At 63.0% G+C, this 21826-nt stretch carries 14 protein-coding genes, 1 tRNA gene and 5 pseudogenes; 9 read left to right on the forward strand and 11 right to left on the reverse strand.

Annotated features, from left to right (window positions below):
- The first annotated feature begins 50 nt into the window (after positions 1–50).
- Positions 51–368 (forward strand): PspC domain-containing protein, encoded by a 318-nt coding sequence (locus H9L15_RS10970; protein ID WP_187714105.1) that lies wholly within the window; start codon positions 51–53, stop codon positions 366–368.
- 164 nt (positions 369–532) lie between these two features.
- Complete coding sequence (locus tag H9L15_RS10975) at positions 533–1204, forward strand: DUF6975 family protein (protein WP_223276169.1); 672 nt, start codon at positions 533–535, stop codon at positions 1202–1204.
- An 87-nt stretch (positions 1205–1291) separates the two neighbouring features.
- On the opposite strand, the gene H9L15_RS10980 is transcribed toward H9L15_RS10975, so the two are convergent.
- The 3 genes and pseudogenes from H9L15_RS10980 to H9L15_RS10990 all read right to left on the reverse strand — a co-directional run bounded on the left by H9L15_RS10980 (position 1292) and on the right by H9L15_RS10990 (position 4505).
- Positions 1292–2689, reverse strand: a complete 1398-nt coding sequence (locus tag H9L15_RS10980; RefSeq protein ID WP_187714106.1) for a methyl-accepting chemotaxis protein — start codon at positions 2687–2689, stop codon at positions 1292–1294.
- Between the two features lie 74 nt (positions 2690–2763).
- Positions 2764–3959, reverse strand: a pseudogene (locus H9L15_RS10985) (exo-beta-N-acetylmuramidase NamZ family protein).
- A gap of 9 nt (positions 3960–3968) precedes the next feature.
- On the reverse strand, positions 3969–4505 hold the full coding sequence (locus H9L15_RS10990) for a DOMON-like domain-containing protein (protein ID WP_187714107.1): 537 nt from the start codon (positions 4503–4505) through the stop codon (positions 3969–3971).
- A gap of 98 nt (positions 4506–4603) precedes the next feature.
- On the opposite strand from H9L15_RS10990, the gene H9L15_RS18935 reads away from it, so the two are divergent.
- From H9L15_RS18935 to tyrS, 3 genes are read left to right on the forward strand one after another with little or no spacing between them, the layout of a single operon-like run.
- A complete protein-coding gene (locus H9L15_RS18935; RefSeq protein ID WP_187714108.1) occupies positions 4604–5206 on the forward strand; it encodes a glycoside hydrolase family 5 protein in 603 nt (200 codons plus the stop codon).
- A 23-nt stretch (positions 5207–5229) separates the two neighbouring features.
- Positions 5230–5673, forward strand: a complete 444-nt coding sequence (locus H9L15_RS18940) for a glycoside hydrolase family 5 protein (protein ID WP_262984978.1) — start codon at positions 5230–5232, stop codon at positions 5671–5673.
- Between the two features lie 40 nt (positions 5674–5713).
- Positions 5714–6925 carry a tyrosine--tRNA ligase gene (gene tyrS / locus H9L15_RS11005; RefSeq protein ID WP_187714110.1) on the forward strand — a complete coding sequence of 404 codons (1212 nt, stop codon included), beginning with the start codon at positions 5714–5716 and terminating at the stop codon, positions 6923–6925.
- Here the strand turns inward: tyrS and recG are convergent.
- Positions 6922–8981 (reverse strand): annotated as a pseudogene (gene recG, locus H9L15_RS11010) (ATP-dependent DNA helicase RecG). The gene tyrS and the pseudogene recG sit on opposite strands and share 4 nt — an antisense overlap.
- A gap of 6 nt (positions 8982–8987) precedes the next feature.
- Between recG and H9L15_RS11015 the strand changes: the two are divergent.
- Together H9L15_RS11015 and mfd are read left to right on the forward strand one after the other, a co-directional pair.
- The gene (locus tag H9L15_RS11015; protein ID WP_398286105.1) at positions 8988–9266 is read left to right on the forward strand and encodes a succinate dehydrogenase assembly factor 2; all 279 of its coding nucleotides are present in this window, start codon (positions 8988–8990) and stop codon (positions 9264–9266) included.
- A gap of 40 nt (positions 9267–9306) precedes the next feature.
- Positions 9307–12798: a transcription-repair coupling factor gene (gene mfd, locus H9L15_RS11020; RefSeq protein ID WP_187714111.1), complete on the forward strand. Its 3492-nt coding sequence runs from the start codon at positions 9307–9309 to the stop codon at positions 12796–12798.
- Here mfd and H9L15_RS11025 read toward each other — a convergent pair.
- Complete coding sequence (locus tag H9L15_RS11025) at positions 12795–13463, reverse strand: EAL domain-containing protein (RefSeq protein ID WP_187715879.1); 669 nt, start codon at positions 13461–13463, stop codon at positions 12795–12797. The two genes, mfd and H9L15_RS11025, sit on opposite strands and share 4 nt — an antisense overlap.
- A 338-nt stretch (positions 13464–13801) precedes the next feature.
- On the opposite strand from H9L15_RS11025, the gene H9L15_RS11030 reads away from it, so the two are divergent.
- Complete coding sequence (locus tag H9L15_RS11030; protein ID WP_395623366.1) at positions 13802–14560, forward strand: NAD kinase; 759 nt, start codon at positions 13802–13804, stop codon at positions 14558–14560.
- 76 nt (positions 14561–14636) lie between these two features.
- Positions 14637–14711, forward strand: a tRNA-Asn gene (locus tag H9L15_RS11035).
- Between the two features lie 145 nt (positions 14712–14856).
- Here H9L15_RS11035 and H9L15_RS18945 read toward each other — a convergent pair.
- From H9L15_RS18945 to H9L15_RS17680, 6 genes and pseudogenes are all read right to left on the reverse strand, one after another.
- On the reverse strand, positions 14857–15204 hold the full coding sequence (locus H9L15_RS18945; protein WP_317617645.1) for an aldehyde dehydrogenase family protein: 348 nt from the start codon (positions 15202–15204) through the stop codon (positions 14857–14859).
- Positions 15092–16248: pseudogene (locus H9L15_RS18950) on the reverse strand (aldehyde dehydrogenase family protein). The gene H9L15_RS18945 and the pseudogene H9L15_RS18950 overlap by 113 nt, the downstream one beginning before the upstream one ends.
- A gap of 347 nt (positions 16249–16595) precedes the next feature.
- Positions 16596–17969 (reverse strand): annotated as a pseudogene (locus H9L15_RS17675) (proline dehydrogenase family protein); the annotation flags it as partial.
- 14 nt (positions 17970–17983) lie between these two features.
- Positions 17984–20715 (reverse strand): annotated as a pseudogene (gene secA, locus H9L15_RS11045) (preprotein translocase subunit SecA).
- A gap of 176 nt (positions 20716–20891) precedes the next feature.
- On the reverse strand, positions 20892–21236 hold the full coding sequence (trxA, locus tag H9L15_RS11050) for a thioredoxin (protein WP_187714113.1): 345 nt from the start codon (positions 21234–21236) through the stop codon (positions 20892–20894).
- Complete coding sequence (locus H9L15_RS17680; protein WP_223276170.1) at positions 21128–21742, reverse strand: PD-(D/E)XK nuclease family protein; 615 nt, start codon at positions 21740–21742, stop codon at positions 21128–21130. Before H9L15_RS17680 ends, trxA begins: the two co-directional genes overlap by 109 nt.
- Between the last annotated feature and the right edge of the window lie 84 nt (positions 21743–21826).

Below are 21826 nucleotides of genomic sequence, written 5' to 3' on the forward strand. Positions count from 1 at the left end.
AAGCATCTGCATCGACGGCGCCGCTGGCTCCGCAGGAAAAAGGAAGACCGATGCAGAACGTTCACACCGCCACCCTTGAGGATGACGATTTCGACTCGAACGAGCCGGATAGCCTCTTCGGCATCTGCCAGGCGGCGGGGGAAGACCTCCACATCAGCCCCTTCCTTCTGCGCGTCGGCCTGATCGCCTTGCTGTTCTTTGGCCCGTGGCTCGCGCTCGGTGCCTATGTCGGGCTTGGCGTAGTCGTCGTCAGCTCGCGTCTTCTCTTTCCGAAGCCGCGCAGTGCCAAGGCCGCGGAGCCCGTCTCGATCGCGGCGAAGCACGAATTCGTCCAGGACGAGCGCCAGCCGGAGCTGATCGCCGCCTGATATTCCTCAATTCCCAGGCAGAGGGGCGTCCGCACGGGCGCCCCTTTTCCGTTCGGCGGCTGCCATGTTCCACGATCGGAGGCTCGCGCTAACCTCCTCTTTACGCCCTTCGGCTACTGTCCGCTGACTAAGGGCAGCGCCCTGCGTGTTATGAGGGGAGTAGGATGGCGATCAATCGGTCCGTCGACCGTGCAGCGGTCAGCGTAGCCGAAGCGCATCTTGCCCGCGTCGCCGCGGACGGATCGTCGCGCCATCGTCACCTCAATGCCCTTCTCGAAGCTTCGAGCCTCAATCCAGCGCGCGATCTAGCGGACGCCGTGCACCTGCTCTGCGGGCTTCACGGAAACCAGCCGAGCCTGGTCGAACATGCCTATCAAAATGCCCCGAAAGGTCCGTCGAGCGATTGGCTTGCGCGGGCCGCCGAGGCTTTCGAGCGAGAGCGGTTGTTCCTCGTTCGGTTGACGTCGGCTGTTGGTCCCCTGCCCAGCACGCCGGGAGCGGCCGAAACCGAAGCGACCATGAACGCCCAGCGCAATGCGCTGGAAATCCTGGCGACGTCGGAACGTCGTGGCTGCGCCCTCGGGGCCGCCGCGGCGCTGGTCGGCGACTGGTGGCCGATCCGCCGCATCCTCGATCGCGCTGCATCTCGTGCCGGGATCGACTCGCCGGCCCCTGCGCTGCCCGATGAAGCGTCGATCGTCGCGGTCATCGAGGGTGCATCGGACACTCCAGCCAGCCAGCGGGCTCTGGGCTTTGGCGGCGAGCAGCTCCTGCTGCAGCATCGCGGGCTGTTCGACCTGCTCGAAGCCCGCTCGGAAGCTCGCAAGGACTATTGATCGGACTGTGCTCCTGCGCAGGCAGGAGCCTAGTATTCCCTAATGTGAAGAGTTCACTGGGCTCCTGCCTATGCAGGAGCGCGGAGCTCAATCGTCGCGGTAGGCGAGCTCGTAATTTCCCCAGCGGCGGCCCTTGATCCAGAGCGGCACGAAAACATTCTTCACCGGGATAAACTTGTCGCCGAGCTCCATGCGGTAAGTCGCGAGCATCGCCGGCTTCTCACTGTCGATTGCCGCCTGCGTCGTATCGTCCATGAAGATGCGCTTGTTGCGGCAGTGGGCGTCATTCCAGACCGGATCCGGGCCGGGTGTATGGCTGCGCTCTGTGAGGTGCGTCGGCAAATAGCCGTTCACGTCGGTGATCGCCGAGCCGATCAGGCGATCGTCGCTGCCCTTCACACGGTCGAGGATCGGCTGGACGTACTTGTCGGCGAATGCACAGAATGCGGTGTCGTATTGCTCGGGATTGGTACCCGGAATGAGCTTGTAATCGCGGTCGAACACCTCGCCGATGGAGATCTCTCCGGTCTCGATGCCGCGTTCGATGGACCCCTGGATGGCTCGCATCGCTTCCTGAGCCTTCAGGATGAATGGCGTGTCGTCGATCTCGGCGCCGGAATTGGCAAGCGTGTCGAGCATGGTGTTCGACAGCATTTCCAGATGCTCGAGCCGCTTCTGGGCCTGGAGCAGCTGGCTGCCGTTGTTGCGGGCGTCGCCGGCAAAGTCGGTGAGGCCGGCCTTAACGCGGTCCACGCTGGTCTGGATCATGCTGGTCGAATGGGCGATGCCCTCCGTCTGGCGGTCGACCATGGTGACGATTTCCGAGACCTCGCGAACCGTCTCGCTGATCTGACCGAAGCCTGACTGGGCCGCGCGGCTACGGTCGACGCCGGTCTTGATCTCGGTGGTGACGGCGCTCGCCTCGCGGGTCAACTCGCCGATCGTCGAGGCAATCTGGCTGGTCGCTGCACGCGTATCGTGAGCAAGCTTCTTCACCTCGGCGGCAACGACGGCGAAGCTGCGGCCGGCATCACCGGCGCGGGCGGCCTCGATCGTTGCGTTAAGCGCGAGCATGTTGGTCTTGCGGGCGATCGTCTCGATGGTCGAGGACACGGTCTGCACCTGGTTCATCGCCGATGCGAAGCCGGCCATGCGTTCGCCGAGTTGAACGACGAGTTCGGTCAGGCCCTTGAAGCCCGCGATGGTGCCGTCGATGGCTTCGCGTCCCGCTTCGAGCTTGGCACGCGCCTGTTCCGACAGGAGGCGCGCTTCGTCGGTGGAGTCCGACACGCGCGCCTGGTCGGCGAGCAGGCGCGTCGTCACTTCTTCCAGGCTATCGAGCATGTTGAGATGCTCGGTGATGCGCGAACCGACATCGCGGACGTAACCGGCGACATCACTGCATTCCATGGACAGGGAGCCACAATCGCGCGCAACGCTGCGGATCGCGTGTTCAGTGACTTCCTCGATACCGTGTGTGGCCATGGACCAGCCCGCTCCCGAATGCCTTCGGAGATTGGAATAGAGGCAAGCCCCTACTCTTTCGTTAACCACGCCGCTCAGTAGCGGAGAAAGGCCTGGCTCTGCTCGTCCCAGGACCGTTCGTCGGGAAGCGTGAGGCTATCGAGGTCGTCCGGCGTGGCGTTGATATCGTCAACCCATTCGCGAAGTAGCGTTGAACCGTTAATCACGTCGATCGCGAGCTTCCCGAACTCATATTCATAAGGGAAATCGCGCCAAAGTTCGTAATCCGGATAGAGATTGCGGATGGCCTTGAAGCCGAGCGCCTGGAGCCGCCACGGCTTGAAATAGGTGTGATCGTAAAACGGCCCTTCGGCATGGATGAACACGCCGCTGCACAGCTGCTTCACATGCTTGTGGAAGGTCGGCTCGAACCAGATCTCACGCAACTTGCAGCCTTCAAGCCAGCTTGGGGCGAGCTCGTGCATCTGGGCGATGACCTTGCCCGCGTCGATGTCGGGAGCGCCGAACAGCTCCAGGGCCGCGTTGTACCCCTGCCCTCGCTCAGCGTCGTGCCCTCGAGCATGACCGTGCCGGCGTAGGCGCGGGCCATGTTGACGTTGGCGGCATTGGGGCTCGGATTGATCCAGACGCGCTCCTGCGGCCAGCCGAAGCCGGGGCCTTCGGGTTGCCAGTCGGCCATCTCGATCACGCGGTAATCGACGTCGAGCTTGAAGCGGTCGACGAACCAGGCGCCCAGCTCGCCGAGCGTCAGCCCATGCCGCATCGGAATCTCGGCGGCTCCGACGAAACTTTCCCAGCCAGATCGCAGGATCAGCCCTTCGACCGGTCGACCCGCTGGATTGGGACGGTCGAGCACCCAGACGGCCTTCCCGTGCTCCGCGGCCGCTTCGAGCACGTACAAAAGGGTCGTGACGTAGGTGTAGATACGGCAGCCGAGATCCTGCAGGTCGATCAGGATGGTGTCGAACGTTCCCATCGACTGGCCTGTCGGTCGGCGAACCTCGCCGTAAAGGCTGAAGACCGGGATGCCATAGGTTGGATCCGTGAAGTCGGGAGACTCCATCATATTGTCCTGGAGGTCGCCGCGAACGCCGTGCTGCGGGCCGAACACGGCCGAAACCTTGAGGCCTGCAGCGAACAAGGCGTCGATGCTGTGGGTCAGGTCTTTCGTCACGGACGCGGGGTGGGCCAGAAGCGCGATGCGCTGGCCTTCCAGCGGGCGGCGAAGATCGGGATCCGCGAGGAGACGGTCGATTCCAAACAGGCTCATGCTGGCTGCTTAAGGGAGCTTTGCGACGAAGCAATCCGGCGAATGGAAATCCGGCTTGTCCGGCGCATGAGCCAGCGCCCAATAGGACTTGGTGCCGTTGGTTTCTTCCAGCACTGCCGCAAGGTTGAGCTCCCAGCTCTTGCCGGCCTCCACCGCGATGGTCGCGCCCAGCGTCCACCAGGTAAGATTGTCCTCCATGCGGATGTAGGGCGGTGCGCCGACATCCAGCTCCGCCATGCCGTCGCGATAGCCGGAGAATTCGTAGGCCGCCCATTGGCCTGAGGGCGCGAAGTTCCATTCCTGGTAGCGGTCGGCTCCGGTCTCGCGAAGAAATGCCTCGAAACATGTGGTTTTCCACAGCTCGTCAGTCCGCGAAGGGTCTTCCGCCTCGGGGATGACGAAGCGCGATGCGGGTGCGCCGATTCCGAACCAGATGTTGACCGTCGCGGTCGCGCCGAATGCAGCGGCGTGATCGACACTGGCCCAGACTTTCAGGTCGCCGATTCCCGACGGAGTCGCCTGATGCGGGATGAGGCTGAGCTGCACGGTTGTTCAGTAGCAGGAGGAAGACTGGCGCGCTAAGCAGGAAATGTGACGCTTTTCCGGGCTTTCCTGGCTTTACTCCTGCTCGCTCTTCCAGCGAGTTGGGCGGCGGCCGCCCGCCCGTTCCTGCGGTCCAGATCGATCTCGACGCCTGGAGCGCAGCACAGCGGATGGGAGTCGGCGTAAACATCGGCAACACGTTGGAAAATACAGCGTCATGGGAGACCGGCTGGGGCAATCCGCCAATCACGAAGGCCTTCATCGACCATGTTGCCAGCCTCGGTTTCAAGACCGTCCGGCTGCCAATTGCGTGGGACACTTACGCCGATAATGGTCGGATCGACCGCGAAAAGCTCGAACGGGTCGGGGAGGTCGCGGACTGGATCACCTCTGCCGGGATGTTCTGCGTCATCAACATTCACTGGGATGGCGGCTGGATCGATTCCGGAGACAAGAAGAAGTTCGGGAAGGCCTTCCATACCTTCAGTCCCGAAGCGGACCGGAAATTCAGGAGCTACTGGTCCCAGATCGCCCGTCACTTCGCCAATCGCGATCAACGTTTGATCTTCGAGGCATTCAACGAAGAATCACACTTCGATGGCAGTGGATCGGAGAGCGACGCCCACGCAGCGCTTGGGCGGGTCAATCAGGCCTTCATCGACACAGTCCGCGCAATGGCGGCAATAATGCCAGGCGGCTTCTGATCATCGCGGGCTACACAACCGACATCGACAAGACCGCGACGGACATGTTCATCGTCCCGCGCGACACCGTTGCAAACAAACTCCTCCTGTCGGTCCATTACTACACGCCGTGGCCGTTCGCAGGCATGACGAAGGACGAAAGCTGGGGGAAGATGCGGCAGACCTGGGGGACCGCCGAAGACGTTGCCGAATTGCGACGCAACTTCGACAAGATGGAAAACTTTGCAAAGCGGAAGGATATTCCCGTCTTCGTCGGAGAGTTCGGAGCGGCTAATTCGAAGGATCCGCGCTCTCGCGCCAAGTGGATGGCCTCCGTCGCACTCACCGCCCAATCGAGAGGAATGATTCCGGTGCTGTGGGACATTGGGCAGGACATATCCCGCAATCCGCCATTCACCGTCAGCCCCGAACTCACCTTTGTCCTGAAGCAACTTCAGGCGCCCAAAGACGTGTCCAACGGGCAATGAGCTTGTTGCTTACTGCCCTGCAATGCTAGCCGACCGGACGATGACCAACTTCAAGTCCGGCCTCCTCCGCCTCCTCGACGAGCGCGGCTACATTCATCAGCTGACCGATGCCGAGGGCCTCGACGCCCTCGCGTCGAAGGAGATCGTGACCGGGTATATCGGCTTCGACGCGACCGCGCCGAGCCTGCATGTCGGGAGCCTGGTGCAGATCATGCTGCTCCGGCGCCTTCAGCAAAGCGGACACAAGCCGATCGTGCTGATGGGCGGCGGGACCACTAAGGTCGGCGATCCTACGGGGAAGGACGAAAGCCGCAAGCTGCTGACCGACGCGGAGATCGACACCAACATCGCCGGCATCCGCAAGGTGTTCGAGCGCTTCCTGACGTTCGGCGACGGGCCGACCGATGCCATCGTCGTCAATAACGACGAGTGGCTGAGCAAGCTGGAATACATCCCGTTTCTTCGGGACGTCGGGCGGCATTTCACCATCAACCGGATGATGACGTTCGACAGCGTACGCCTGCGCCTCGACCGCGAGCAGCCGCTGACGTTTCTCGAATTCAACTACATGATCCTGCAAGGCTACGACTTCCTGGAGCTGTCGCGGCGCTACGGCCTGCGGCTGCAGCTCGGCGGGTCGGATCAATGGGGTAATATCGTCAACGGGATCGAGCTCGCGCGCCGGATCGACGGGACCGAGGTCTATGGCGTCACGACGCCGCTGATCACCAATGCCGACGGATCGAAGATGGGCAAGACGGCGCAAGGCGCGGTCTGGCTCAATGAAGAGCAGTTGAGCGCCTACGATTACTGGCAGTTCTGGAGGAACGCGGACGACGCCAACGTAGGCAAGTTCCTGCGACTGTTCACGGAGCTTCCGCTCGACGAGGTCGAACGGCTTGAGCGGCTACCTGGCGCGCAGATCAACGAAGCGAAGATCGTGCTCGCCACCGAGACGACGGCAATGCTGCATGGGCGTGAAGCAGCTGACACTGCAGCCGAGACGGCACGGGCGACGTTCGAGCAAGGTGGGCTCGGCGACGACCTTCCGACCCTTTCGACCGGCGAAGGCGTGAGCATCGCCCAGGCGCTGACGGCCATCGGCTTCACACCGTCCAACAAGGAAGCGAAGCGGAAGATTGCCGAGGGTGCGGTCCGCTTGAATGACGAAATCGTCAGCGATCCCGGCTTAATTGTTACCGGTGGGAAGTTGAGCCTTGGCAAGAAGCGTCACGGCCTGCTCGTTCCCTAGCCGCTCCTGATCAGTCCAACCGCCTGGTCGCGCTCGAACAGATAGAGGCAGGTTCGCGCCGCTTGTCCGCGCGGTCCCGAGAGGCCCCCGTCGCGATCGAGAAGGATCAGCGTGTCGTCTTGCGCGATCTGGGCAAGCTCTTCGACGTCCTTGGCGGTTGCAACACGAAACGCGACTTCGCCAGACTGCCGGGTCCCCAGGATTTCTCCCGGCCCCGCAGCCGTAAATCCTCCTCGGCAATCCGAAAGCCGTCATTGGTTTCGCGCATAAGCGCCAGTCGCGCGCGCCCGACCTCCGTGAGCGTCTGGCCGCGGATCAGGAGGCATGTGCTCTTGCCGGAACCTCGCCCGACGCGCCCTCGAAGCTGATGAAGCTGGGCGAGGCCGAAGCGCTCGGCGCCTTCGACGATCATCAGCGTTGCATTCGGCACGTCCACACCGACTTCGATCACCGTCGTGGCGACGAGAACCGACAGCGCATTGGCAGCGAAGCGGGACATCACTGCGTCCTTCTCGGGGCCCTTCATGCGGCCATGGACAAGCCCGACCTTATCGTCGCCGAAACGCAACCGAAGGATTCTTGCTCGTTCCTCGGCAGCTGCCGCATCGCTCTTCTCGCTCTCTTCGACGAGCGGACAGACCCAGTAGGCCTGTCCTCCAGCCGCCAGATGGCGGCCGAGCCCGTCGACGACTTCGCTCAAGCGCTCTTCGCTGATGACGCGGGTCTCCACCGGCGTCCGGCCCGGCGGCATCTCGTCGATCCGGCTGACGTCCATCTCGCCGTATTGGGTCAGGGTCAGCGTGCGCGGGATCGGCGTGGCGGTCATCACCAAGAGGTGCGGTGGGCGTTCCGCCTTGGCCGCGAGCAGAAGGCGCTGCGACACCCCGAACCGATGCTGTTCGTCGATCACCGCCAGACCGAGGTTCTTGTAGGCGACCTTCTCCTGGAAAATGGCGTGCGTCCCGACGAGAATGTCGATCGATCCATCGGCGAGCCCCATCAGGACGGACTCGCGCGCCTTGCCTTTTTCGCGACCGGTCAGGATGCCGACGCGGACGCCGATGCTGTCGACCTGCTTCAGGAGCGTCGCGTGGTGCTGGCGGGCGAGAATCTCGGTCGGTGCGAGCAGCGCCGCTTGCGCACCCGACTCGATCGCTGTCAGCATCGACATCAAGGCGACGAGCGTCTTGCCCGATCCGACGTCGCCCTGGAGCAGCCGCAGCATCGGCGCGGTCTGAGACATATCGCCGCGGATTTCCTCGACGACCCGCCGCTGCGCTCCGGTCAGCTGGTACGGCAGCTTCAGGCGAGCGATGATCTCGCCGGTACCCGGAAGCGCAACGCCGCGGTGCCGGCGCGACGCCTGGCGCAGAAGCATGAGTGCAAGCTGGTTGGCGAAAACCTCATCGTACGCGAGCCGCCGGCGTGGGTCGTCGGACCCCGGGTCGCGGTGCGCCTCTGCAACGGCAGAGCGCCACGGGCGCCACGCCTCGCGCGCCGCCAGGCTGGGTTCGATCCATTCGGGCAGATTGGGCGCGCGTTCGACCGCCATCGCCGCCAGCTCCCGAAGCCGCTTGTTCGTCAGGCCCTCTGTGAGCGGGTAGACGGGCTCGCGAATGGCGAGTTCCGCGCCCTTGTCAGACGGCAGCACCTCCGGGTGGATGATCTGCCACTCGTCCCCGTAAGCCTCGAGCTTGCCGGACACCGTCCGCGTTTCGCCCATCGGCAGGCTCTTCTTCGCCCAGCCGGGATTGTTGAAATAGATGAGACTGACCGTGTTGCCGTCGGCATCAGATGCGAAGACACGTGTCGGACCTCGTCCCGAGCGTGGCTGGCGGAACTGGAACGGCTTCAAGTCGATAATCACGTCGCTGCCGAGCAGGCTGGAGTGCGCCGACTTTGCCCGTACCCGCTCAATCACGCCGGTCGGCAAGTGATAGAGAAGATCCACAGCGCGGGTAATGTCGAGGCGCTTCAACAGCTTGGCGACCTGCGGGCCCACACCTGGAAGGGTCTCCACCTCGGCAAACAGCGGGTTCAGGATTTCGGGCCGCATGCTGGGGTGTTAGCGCCTCACGCGGCGCTCGCAATCCAGACCGGGAATCACTACATCGCACGCATGCTTCCAGACGAGGAATTGAGGCGCCTGCACTGGCGAGCGCACCATCGCGGTACGCGCGAGGCGGACATGCTGATCGGCGGTTTCTTCGACACGCACGGTGAGTCGTGGAGTGCTGACGAGCGAGTCCTGTTCAATGACATGCTCAATGAGCAGGACGTCGACATCATGGCCTGGGCGATCGGAACCGCCGAGGCCCCGCGCGCTTCGCTGGTCCCATGATCGATGCCCTCAAGCGCCTCGACTATATTCGGATCGCCCGATGACGGACGTGCTGCAGCGCGTCCTGCGCTCATCCGAGCCTTTGACCCTCGCTGGCGTGCCGTCCGGTTTCCTGCCCGTGCTCGCCGCCGATCTCGCGCGTGCCGCGCATGGCTCGTCGAAAAGCGGCCGGGCGGTGGTGATCGCCTCCGACGAAAGCGCCATGCGGGCACTCGCCGAAACGGTCCCGCTGTTTGCGCCCGAAGTCGAAGTGCTGACCCTGCCTTCTTGGGACTGCCTGCCTTACGACCGGACCTCACCCGCCCTCCGGGTGATGGCTGAGCGGCTTGCGACCTTGAACGCGTTGCAAGCCAAAGCGGAGGGCCCGCAACTCCTGGTGGCGACGGAAAATGCTGCGAGCCAGCGGCTGCTCACACCGTTCCGGGTTCGCCAGCTCACGAAGCGGATCGAGGCGGGCGCGCGGATCGACCGGAATCAGTTGGTGTCGCAGCTCAATGCCCTTGGCTACGAGCGCGTCGAATCGGTGGCTGAGCATGGCGAATATGCCGTTCGCGGGTCGTTGATCGACCTGTATCCTGCGGGCGAGCCCCTCGCCCTTCGCCTCGACTTCTTCGGCGATGAGATCGAGAGCCTGAGGCAGTTCGATCCCGCCGACCAGCGCTCGACCGACCGGGCCAAGGCGTTCACGCTGATGCCCGCCTCCGAGGCCCTGCTGGACGAAGAGACGATCAAGCGCTTCCGTTCGCGCTATCGCGAGACGTTCGGGGCCACGGCGACCGGCGACCCGCTCTACGAAGCGATCTCGGACAGCCGGCGGATGAGCGGGATGGAGCATTGGCTGCCGCTGTTCGAGGAACGGCTGACGACGCTTTTCGACCATCTTGGCGAGAACGACCTGATCGTTCGCGATTCCGGTGTCGATCAGGCGCTCGCCGCGCGCCGGGAATCGATCGACGATTATTATGCCAATCGCCGTAAGACCATGTCGGGGGAAGCTGGAAGCTACCGCCCGCTCGAGCCGAGTGCGCTCTATCTTACGGAAGAAGAGTGGACGCAGGCCGTTGCGGATCGACCGATCCACCTGACGTCACCGTTTCCCGAGCCCGAAAGTGCCCGCACCGTCAGCTTCGGCGTCGAACCGGCGCGGGATTTCGCTCCCGAACGGACACGCCAGGAAAATATCTACGAAGCCGTCGTCAATCATGTCGCCAAGCTACGGAAGACCGGTCACAAAGTTATCCTTGCCAGCTACACGCGCGGGGCTCGCGAGCGTCTTGCCGGGTTGCTGTCCGACCATGGGCTGAAATCCGAGAAATTGGCGGATAGCTGGCAGGAAGCGCTCGGCAGCAAGACGCAGCCCGCCCTTCTAGTCCTTCCGTTGGATCACGGCTTCACCGCGCCCGACATCGCGGTTCTCACCGAGCAGGACATGCTCGGCGACCGACTCGTTCGTCGCCGAAAGAAGCGGAAGGGCGCAGCGGCGTTTCTTTCCGAGCTGGCGACGCTCACGCCCGGCGATCTCGTCGTTCACAACGATCACGGCATCGGCCGTTACGAAGGCCTGACGTCAATCAACGTCGGCAAGTCTCCTCACGACTGTGTCGCGCTCGAATATGCCGGCGGCAACAAGCTCTATGTGCCGGTCGAAAATATCGAGCTTCTGACCCGCTACGGCAACGAAAGCGAAGGCGTGGTGCTCGACCGCCTTGGCGGCGAAGCTTGGCAGCGGCGCAAGTCGCGGATGAAGGAGCGCATTCGCGAGATCGCCGGTGAGCTGATCAAGACGGCGGCAATGCGCGCTACGCGCCCGGGCGTGGTGATGGAGCCGGACAGCGCCTTCCCGCAGTTCGTCAACCGCTTCCCCTACGAAGAAACCGACGATCAGGATCGGGCGATCGAGGAAGTTCTTGCCGACCTCGAGAGCGGCAAGCCGATGGACCGACTGGTCTGCGGCGACGTCGGCTTCGGCAAAACCGAAGTTGCGCTTCGGGCAGCATTCGTTGCGGCCATGTCCGGGATGCAGGTCGCGGTGGTGGCGCCGACCACCCTCCTCGCCCGCCAGCATTACCGGAACTTCGTCGAACGCCTCGAAGGTTTCCCGATCCGCGTCGGCCGGCTCTCACGTCTCGTGCCTGCCGCGGAGGCGAAGAAAACACGCGAAGACCTCGCCAATGGGCAGGTCGATATCGTCATCGGCACCCACGCGATCCTCGGCAAGGGCGTCGAGTTCAAGAGGTTGGGGCTGGTGATCGTCGATGAGGAGCAGCATTTCGGAGTCACGCACAAGGAGCGGCTGAAGGCCCTCAAGGCCGACGTGCACGTGCTGACGCTTACCGCGACACCGATTCCGCGAACGCTGCAAATGGCCATGAGCGGACTGCGCGAATTGAGCGTTATCCAGACACCACCGGTCGACCGCCTGGCGGTTCGCACCTACGTTTCACCCTGGGACTCCGTCGTGATCCGCGAAGCCCTGCTGCGCGAGCATTACCGCGGCGGGCAGAGCTTCTTTGTCGTTCCACGGATTGCCGACCTGCCCGAGATGGAGGAATGGCTCCGCGAAGAGGTGCCCGAGGTCAAAGCGGTCACCGCGCATGGGCAGATGGCACCGACCGAAGTCGAAGAGCGGATGAGCGCTTTTTACGACCGCAAGTACGATGTCCTGCTGTCGACGACGATCGTCGAGAGCGGTCTCGACATCCCCAGCGCCAACACCCTCATCGTGCATCGTGCGGACATCTTTGGACTCGCTCAGCTCTATCAGCTGCGTGGGCGCGTCGGCCGATCCAAGATACGCGCTTACGCCTATCTCACCACGCCCGCCGACCGGTCGATTACGGAGACGGCGGAGAAAAGGCTTCAGGTGCTCGCCAACCTCGATAGCCTCGGCGCGGGCTTCCAGCTCGCGAGCCATGATCTCGACATTCGAGGGGCGGGCAACTTGCTCGGCGATGAGCAGTCTGGTCATATCAAGGAAGTCGGCTTCGAGCTCTATCAGTCGATGCTTGAGGACGCGATCGTCGAGCAAAAGGCAGGCGGGATTCCGCGGCAGGAAGAGTTCACGCCGCAAATCAGCGTCGATGCCCCGATCCTCATTCCAGAAACCTATGTTCCCGACCTCGACCTCCGGATGGGCCTCTATCGCCGCCTCGGCGAGCTAGATGACAAGCAGGGCGTTGAAGGCTTTGCGGCGGAATTGATCGATCGCTTCGGCCCGTTGCCGTCTGAGACGCAAAACCTGCTGAAGATCGTCGAGACCAAGCTTAACGCGAAAAGGGCGATGATCGCCAAGCTGGACGTCGGACCGAAGGGCGCGCTTGTGACCTTTGCCGACAGCGGCTTCCCGGATCTCCCTGGCCTGCTCGGCTACATCGATCGGCTCAAGGGCACGGCGAAGCTCCGGCCAGACAGCAAGCTGGTCATCAGCCGCGACTGGCCGACTTCCGAGGCGCGGCTCAGTGGGGCCCTTCAGCTTTCGACGGGGCTCGCCCGCGTCGCTGCGGCTGCCGAGCGGGAGAAAGAAGCGGCTTAGGCCGCTGTCGAGCGGGAGACCGCGACGAAGCGCGACAATTCCATCTCGTCGAGCGCTCCTGCACCGATGAAGCCTTGATACATGTCGCACCCCCACTCCGCGAGAAGCAGGAGCTGTGTCGTGCTCTCCACACCTTCGACCACGACCGCAAGGCCGAGGTCGCGGGCGAGAGTGAAGATCGACCTAACGACAATGCGGTCGCGCTCGCTTGTGCCAATCCTGGCAACCAGCCCGCGGTCGATCTTCAGCGCGTCCAGTGGAAGGCTGCCGAGATAGGACAGGCTGGCATAGCCCGTTCCAAAATCGTCGAGCGCAACCTTGATGCCCTCCTTGCGAAGGATCGCGAGCCGTTCGGCAACGGTCTCGAGATCGCTGAGCAGGGCATTCTCCGTAATCTCGATCGTGACCCTTTTCGGATCGATGCCGACGGAATTGATCTGTCCAAGCAGCCAATCGACGTAGCTGTCCTGGAGGATGTCGGCAGGCAGCAGATTGATGGATATGCGAAGGCGCCGCAGCGGCCCTTCCCATGCCGCTGCGGCGCGCAACGCCTTGTACTGGACAAGGCGCGACAATTGCTCGGAGAGCCCTGCGGCTTCCGCACGAGCAAAGAGATCCTCTGCGCTGGCAGCCCTCTCCCAGCGCGCTAGCGCTTCGGCCCGAATACCTCGCCAGTCCTCGGGTTGATCTGAGGCTGGAAGACCACGGAGATCTGCTGGTGAGCGATGACTGCCGCGAGCAACTCGTCGGAGCGGCGGCGCTGCGCTGGAGCCCTCCGCTCATCGGCCGTTCCTTGGTCTCTGCTTCGATGCGCTTTTGCATGCACACTGGCTAAGCCTGCCTCTCAAGGGCGGATACGGGCCACCTTGCCCTCGCCCCACAACGGGACAGTGGCGTGCGGAGGGAAAATCCCTATGTTCAAGCGCGAAAGGAGCGGCGTTTGAGCGCTGACGCGGCCAAGTTCGGCAGTGAGGAAACGAAGCCTGACCTCGCAAGCCAGAAGATCGGCCTTCTTTCCTCCCACACCGAGGTCGCCAAGGCGGCCGAGGCGATGCTTCGCCGGCGATATGCGTGGGCGGACACCGACGACGCGGATGTGCTCGTTGCGTTGGGCGGCGACGGCTTCATGCTGCAAACCCTCCACGCGATGCTCGATGCGGGGACACCGAAGCCGGTGTTCGGGATGAACCGCGGCACCGTCGGCTTCCTGATGAACGAATGGAGGCTCGATCGGCTTTCCGAGCGCATCGCGGGCGCCAAGGCCATCCGCGTTGCTCCGCTGCAAATGACGGCGACCACGGACACCGGCGAAGTCCGGCGGCATGCGGCGATCAATGAAGTCTCGCTGCTCCGCGAGACGCGGCAAACAGCGAAGATCGAGATTCTCGTCAACGGCCGCGTCGCCCTGCCGGAACTGGCCTGTGACGGTGTCCTGGTGGCGACGCCGGCAGGTTCCACGGCTTACAACCTGTCTGCGAGAGGGCCGATCCTGCCGCTTGCCGCCAAGATGCTCGCGCTGACGCCGATCAGTCCGTTCCGGCCACGGCGTTGGTCAGGTGCGATCCTGCCCGACGACACCGCGGTCTGCTTCCGCATCCTGGAAGCCGAGAATCGCCCGGTTTCCGCCGTTGCCGATCAGGTCGAGGTTCGCGACGTCGTCAACGTCGAGGTCAGCCTGGACCGGGAGCGGTCGCTGACGTTGCTGTTCGATCCCGAGCATGCGCTCGACGAGCGGATCGCGATGGAGCAATTCGCCACTTAAGGGGCGATGGCACTTGCCTTTAGGGCAGCTTCGCTATCTAGCCCGCCTGCCTGCGCGGCGTGAGCTGCGCGGTCGCTCCCCGGTAGCTCAGCGGTAGAGCATCCGACTGTTAATCGGACGGCCGCCTGTTCGAATCAGGCCCGGGGAGCCATTTCTTTTGCGCGCCAGACGAACGAAGCGGCCAGGCTTTCGCCCGACCGCTTCGGCGAGGCGCGTTCGTGTCTGGGAAGACCACCCCGCACCTCTAGAACGTGCTGCTGTTCCGGCTGGTCCACGGCGTCCCGCGGAGGGACAAACTATCCGTCGATCGCAGCCATCAGAGTGGCGTTGCCGCCTGCCGCCGTGGTGTCGATGCAGGTCACGCGCTCCGTGGCGAAGCGAGCCACATAATGCGGGCCGCCAGCTTTCGGGCCGGTTCCGGAAAGGCCTTCGCCGCCGAACGGCTGGCTTTCCACCACCGCACCGATCTGGTTGCGATTGACGTAGAAATTCCCGACCCGCGCGTGCTTCTCCACATAGTCGCGCACCGTATCAATTCGGCTCTGCAGACCGAGGGTCAGGCCGTAGCCTGTCGTGTTGATGGCCTCGATGACCTCGTGCAGCTTGTCCCAGCGAAGCGCACGACATGGAGGATCGCCCGAAATTCTCCTGATTCAATTCACTCAGCGACCGGATTTCATAGAAAGACGGAGCAACGAAACAGCCGTTTTCGGCCTCTTTCGGCAGCTTCAAGCGACAGATCTTCTTCGCATTCTTGTCGAGCCACGCAATGTGGTCCTCGAGCACCTTCCTGGCAGGCTCGTCGATGACGGGGCCGACGTCGGTGCGAAGGTCGCGCGGGTCGCCGACCGTCAGAGCCTCCATGGCACCCGAGATCATCTCGATCATGCCGTCAGCGACATCCTCCTGAACGAACAGCACGCGGAGTGCCGAACATCGCTGCCCGGCGCTTTGAAAGGCCGAGGAAATGACGTCGCGGGTCACCTGTTCCGGCAACGCCGAGCTGTCGACAATCATGGCGTTTTGACCACCTGTCTCGGCGACAAACGGAATGATCGGTCCAGCCCGCTCTGCCAGTGTCCGATTGATCGTGCGCGCAGTCTCGGTTGAGCCGGTGAACACCACGCCGGAAAGCAAGGGGTGTGCGGTCAGTGTGCCGCCGACGACCCTGCCCGAGCCGGGCGCGAGCTGAACAATATCCCTGGGGATGCCAGCCTGGTGCATCAACTCGATTGCCAGGGCGCCGATCAGGGGCGTCTGCCCGCGGGCTTGGCGATAACGGCATTGCCCGCAGCAAGCGGCGCCGAAACGAGGCCGGTGAAGATCGCGAGCGGGAAATTCCACGGAGAGATGGCGGCAATCACCCCGCGCCCGTGGAGGCGGAGCTCGTTCTGCTCTCCGGTCGGCCCTGGAAGCGGCAGCGGCCCGCTGAACTGGCGGCGGGCTTCCGACGCGTAGAAGCGCAGGAAATCGACCGCCTCGCGCACTTCAAGCACGCCGTCGATCAATGTCTTTCCGGCTTCGCGCGTGCAGAGCGAGAAGAATTCTTCCGCATGTTCCTCGTAGAGATCGGCCGCGCGCTCCAAAAATTGCGCCCTCTTCTCTCCACCGAGCGAGTCCCATTCGACCTGAGCGTCATGAGCAGCGCGAACCATGCGATCGACGTCTTCGGCCGTCGCTTCGAACACTGTCCCGACAGCGATGCGGTGATCATGAGGCGAGACGATCGGTCTGCCCTCGCCTTTCCCAAGGCCTGGCTTGGCGGTCCACGTGCGGGCTTCGAGCCCTTCAGCCGTTCCATCAACGGGTCGCGCACCAGCGGATCGCTGAGGTCGACGCCAGCGCTGTTGCGGCGCGCTGAGCCGAAGAGATCGGTTGGCAGAACGATCTTCGGATTCCGCTTGGGCGTGAGAGCATCAAGATCCGCGACGGGATCGCGGACGAGATCGTCGAGGCTGACGTGCTCGTCGGCAATGCGGTTCACGAACGAGGAATTGGCACCGTTCTCCAAAAGGCGACGAACGAGGTAGGCCAGCAGTTCCTTGTGGCTGCCGACAGGCGCATAAATGCGCACCGGTGTTTGCGGGTCGCCAATGCCCCTTTCGAGCTGGGCAAGCTCTTCGTAGAGCCCCTCGCCCATGCCGTGCAGGCGCTGGAATTCGAACTGCGTCTTTCCGGCAATCGCCTTGATCGCGGCGATTGTGTTGGCGTTGTGAGTGGCGAAGGCCGGATAGATGGCGTCGCTGGCAGCCAGCAGGATCTTCGCCGATGCCAAATAGGAGACGTCGGTCGCCACCTTGCGGGTGAAAACGGGATAGTCCGTCAGGCCGGCTACCTGCGCAGCCTTGATCTCCGTGTCCCAATAGGCGCCTTTCACCAGGCGAACCATCAGCTTGCGCCGATGCGCTCGTGCGGCCTCGACCACCCATTCGCATAACGGAACGGAGCGTTTCTGATACGCCTGGATGGCGATGCCGAGACCGCCCCAGCCGTTGGCGAACAGGCTGTCGTCGGCAAGCAAGGCTTCGAGCATGTCCATCTGAAGTTCGAGCCGGTCCGCTTCCTCGGCATCGATGGTCAGGTGAACGTCCGCCTTGCTCGCCTTCTGCGCCAGCTCGGTTAGGATCGGTAGGATGTAGGCCTTGGCCTCGTCTGCGTGGCTCCATTCGTAGCGGGGATGGAGCGCGGATAGCTTGACCGAAATTCCCGGGGACACGCGGAAGCCGTCCTTGGCCTCCTTGGCGATCCGATCGAGCGCGTTGCGATAAGCTTCGGCGTAACGTTCGGCATCCGCAATCGTGCGCGCAGCCTCTCCCAGCATGTCGAAGCTGTGCGTCAGCCCCTGAGATCGCTCCGGCGCGGCGCGGCGGAGCGCTTCGTCGATGGTGCGGCCAAACACGAAATTGCGGCCGAGGATCTTCATCGCTTCGCGAACGGCGGCGCGAACCACCGGCTCGCCAAGGCGGCCGACGGCGCGGCCAAGCGCAGCCTTCCAATTGTCGCTGCGATCGTTGGCTCCCTCCAGCACCTTGCCGGTCAGCAGCAGCGAGAAAGTCGCCGCATTGACGAAGGATGAGTCGGACTGACCGATTTTTTCGGCCCAGTCGGGGCCCGAGAGCTTGTCGGCGATCAGCTCATCCGCAGTATGCGCGTCGGGGATGCGGAGAAGCGCCTCAGCCAGGCACATCATCGCGACCCCTTCCTCGCTGCCGAGATCGTAGGCCTGCAGGAATGCGTCGAGGCCGGACGGCTTGTGCGAGCGAACGCCTTTCACCAGCGTCCTCGCAATCGCGTTTGCTTCGCTTAGCGCATCCGATGGCATGCGCGCTTGCGAAAGCCGCTCCAAGACGACCTCGTCCTCTTCAGCGCGATACGCGAGCCTGACCTTGTTGCGATTGACCTGGGCCATGCCCGCAGCTGCCCTCAGGCCAGCTGGCCGTGACAATGCTTGAACTTCTTGCCCGAGCCGCACGGGCAGAGCGAGTTGCGGCTGAGCGGCGGGGTCATGGTTTCGCCGTTCTCTCCCGCAGGGAGCTCCGGCTGCGGAATATTGAGCGACGAAATGCCGAGGCTCGAAAGGACTGAGCCTGCATCGCGGTCGGCCGTGTCGTCCTCACCCGACAGCGGATCGATGTGCTGGGTGATGAAGTCCGGAAGCTCCATGGGCGGCGGATCCTCGAGCCTGATTTCCGTCCTCATGAGCACGCGAGTGACTTCCTCACGGATGGACACCAGAAGGCGCTCGAACAGCAGGAATGCCTCCTGCTTATACTCATCGATCGGCTTCTTCTGCGCGTAACTGCGCAGATGGATGACCGCGCGGAGGGCGTCGAGCGTTGCGAGATGCTCTTTCCAGTGGTGATCCAGCGTCTGGAGGAGCACGCTCTTTTCGTAATTGTTCCAGCGCTCAAGCCCGAGTTCGGCAGGCTTCGATTCCATCTTCTCGTCGGCGAGCTTCTGCAAACGCTCGACGATCGTCTCCTGTTCGACGGCCTCTTCCTCAAGCCACTCCTCGAGCGGTGGCTGAAGATTGAAGATCAGGTCCACGCTTTCCCTAAGCCCGGCCACATCCCATTGCTCTGGATACGAGCCTGGAGGGCAGTGCGCAGTGACCAGCGAAACGGCCGTTTCCGCGCGCATGTCGACAACGACTTCGTTGACGTCTTCGGCGTCCATGATGTCTGCGCGCTGCTCGTAAATGACCTTGCGCTGGTCGTTCATCACGTCGTCGAATTCGACGACCTGCTTGCGGATGTCGTAGTTACGCGCTTCGACCTTCTTCTGCGCAGTTTCGATCGCCTTGGAGATCCACGGGCTGACGATCGCTTCGCCATCCTCAAGGTTCTTGTTCATCAGGCGCGCGAACATGGTCTGCGGGCCGAAGATGCGCAGAAGGTCGTCGTCGAGGCTCAGATAGAAACGCGAGAGGCCGGGGTCGCCCTGGCGGCCTGATCGCCCGCGTAGCTGATTGTCGATGCGCCGGCTCTCGTGGCGCTCGGTGCCGAGCACGAACAGGCCACCGATATCCAGCGCCTGCTGTTTCTCTATCGCAATCTCGGCGCGGATCTTTTCGGCCTGCGCCTCATATTCGGGCGTCCCTTCCGTGAGGTCGGGAAATTCGTCCTGCATCCGGAACTCGAGGTTGCCGCCAAGCTGAATGTCGGTGCCGCGGCCGGCCATGTTCGTGGCAATGGTCACTGCGCCCAGGCGGCCCGCCTGGGCGACAATATGCGCTTCGCTCTCGTGGAAGCGCGCGTTGAGCACCGAATGCTGGATATTCTCGCGCTGCAGGAACTCGGATAGCATTTCCGACTTCTCGATCGAGACCGTGCCGACCAGCACTGGCTGGCGAAGCTCCTGGCGGTGCTTGATCTCCTTCGCGATGGCCGCAAACTTGTCGGTGATGTTCTTGTAGAACTCATCGTCATCGTCGACGCGCTTCACCGGCACGTTGGTCGGAATCGATACGACGTTCATCCGGTAGATGTCGAAGAATTCCGGGGCTTCGGTCATCGCCGTGCCCGTCATGCCCGACAGCTTCGGATACATGCGGAAGTAATTCTGGAAGGTAATCGATGCGAGGGTCTGGTTCTCGGCCTCGATCGTGACGCCTTCCTTGGCTTCGACAGCCTGGTGAAGACCATCGGACCAGCGGCGTCCGTCCATCATGCGTCCGGTAAACTCGTCGATGATGACGACCTTCCCGTCCTTCACGATGTAGTCGATGTCCCGCTTGAACATGACGATCGCCTTGAGCGCCTGGTTCAGGTGGTGGACGACTTGCGTGTTGGCGATGTCATAGAGGTTGCGACCTTCGATCAGGCCCGCTTCCTCGAGCATCCGCTCGGCCTTTTCCGTACCCTCTTCAGTGAGGACGACCGTCTTCTGCTTCTCGTCCTTCTCGTAATCCTCGGGAACGAAGCTTTTCACGATCTTGTCGACGGAGACATAGAGCTCAGACTTGTCATCCGTGGGACCCGAAATGATCAGCGGCGTGCGCGCTTCGTCGATGAGGATCGAGTCGACCTCGTCGACAATCGCGAAGTTGAATGGCCGCTGGACCATCTGCTCGCGCGAGTACTTCATATTGTCGCGCAAATAGTCGAAGCCGAGTTCGTTGTTGGTCGCGTAGGTGATGTCGCTGTTGTAGGCCTCGCGCCGCTCCTCGTCGCTAAGGTTCGGGACGATCACGCCGACAGTCAGGCCGAGGAAGCGGTAGATCTGCCCCATCCACTCCGCGTCGCGGCGGGCGAGATAGTCGTTGACGGTGACGACGTGAACGCCCTTCCCGGCAGAGCGTTGAGGTAGACGGCGAGCGTCGCGACGAGCGTCTTGCCTTCGCCGGTCTTCATCTCGGCGATCTCGCCGCGGTGAAGCGCGATACCGCCAATCATCTGGACGTCGTAGTGGCGCTGGCCAAGCGTGCGCCGCGCGGCTTCGCGAACGGTCGCAAAGGCTTCCGGAAGGAGATCGTCGAGCTTGGCTCCGCCTTCCAGGCGGCGACGGAAGATGTCGGTCTGGCCGCGAAGCTCCTCGTCGGTCATGGCCGAAATGGCCGGCTCGAACCCACTTACGGCGTCGACATATTTCCCAAGGCTTCGGACATAGCGATCGTTAGACGATCCGAAGATGCTCTTGGCCAGTGCGGCGATCATGGAAATCCTTTACGTGCCGGGCGCTTAGACGGCCTGAACGACTGCCCCACAACAGCCGGCAAATTGTGGCGGGCGATGTAGGCAGCCCCTAGCTCTAGTCAATGAAACGAGGGTTTAACAGCGAGCGGGACCGGAGGCCGTAAAAGCCACCGGTCCGGCCGCAGGATTTCGATTCGTTACGCCTGTGCGCTCGACTGGGAATCCAGGTTGCTCTCCAGCCACTGCTGGATCTGGCTGCGAGGAGCGGCGCCGACCTTCTGCGCGACCGGCTGTCCGCCCTTGAACAGTAGCATGGTCGGGATGCCGCGCACGCCGTAGCGGCCCGGGGTCTCAGGGTTTTCGTCGATGTTGATCTTCACGACGGAAACCTTCTCGCCCAGCTCGTTCGAGATTTCCTCAAGCGCGGGAGCGATCATCCGGCACGGACCGCACCACTCTGCCCAAAAATCGACGAGAACGGGACCCGAAGCACCCAAGACATCATCCTGGAAGCTCTGGTCGGTGACGGACTTGGTGGCCATTTCGAAATGTCTCCGTGACAAAAGTTAACGCACATATGGGGAGTGTGGTCGGCAGTCTCAACACTGCAATTGGAACAGCGCCGGTCCGCTGGTGTAAAGTAGCGCCGCGCGAACCTCCCGCCCGGGAAGATGACCCGCAATGCGCCGGTGTAGGCCTTCATCTGGGACTGGTGCGGACCGGGTATTTCGCCTTCCGATGCTGGCACCTGGCCAGTCTTGAAGTCGATGACCGAGACGCGATCCTTCTCAACCAACAGCCGATCCACGGTTCCGGCAACGACCGTGCCGTCCGGCAGTGTCGCGGCGAGAGGTGCTTCAGCGAGAGAGCCGTCTCCGAACAGGGCGGCGAACCGCACATCCGACAACACTTCGCAAACGGTATCCGCAATCTCCGTCCGCCTCCCCTCCTCGGTGACGCCCGCGGAGCGCTCAAGCCAGCGCAGCGCAGTCGCGTGCCGGTGCTTCGGATCCACATCAGCCAACCGTTCGAGAAGTTGGTGGATCAACGTTCCCGCTCGGCGGCGGCGCGCATCGTTTCACTCGGCGGCGGCAAGGCCTCCCGGTCTTCGGCGATCGCGGACGGAGCGAGC

This window comes from Sphingomonas daechungensis, assembly GCF_014489495.1.
Classification (GTDB): Bacteria; Pseudomonadota; Alphaproteobacteria; order Sphingomonadales; family Sphingomonadaceae; genus Sphingomicrobium; species Sphingomicrobium daechungense.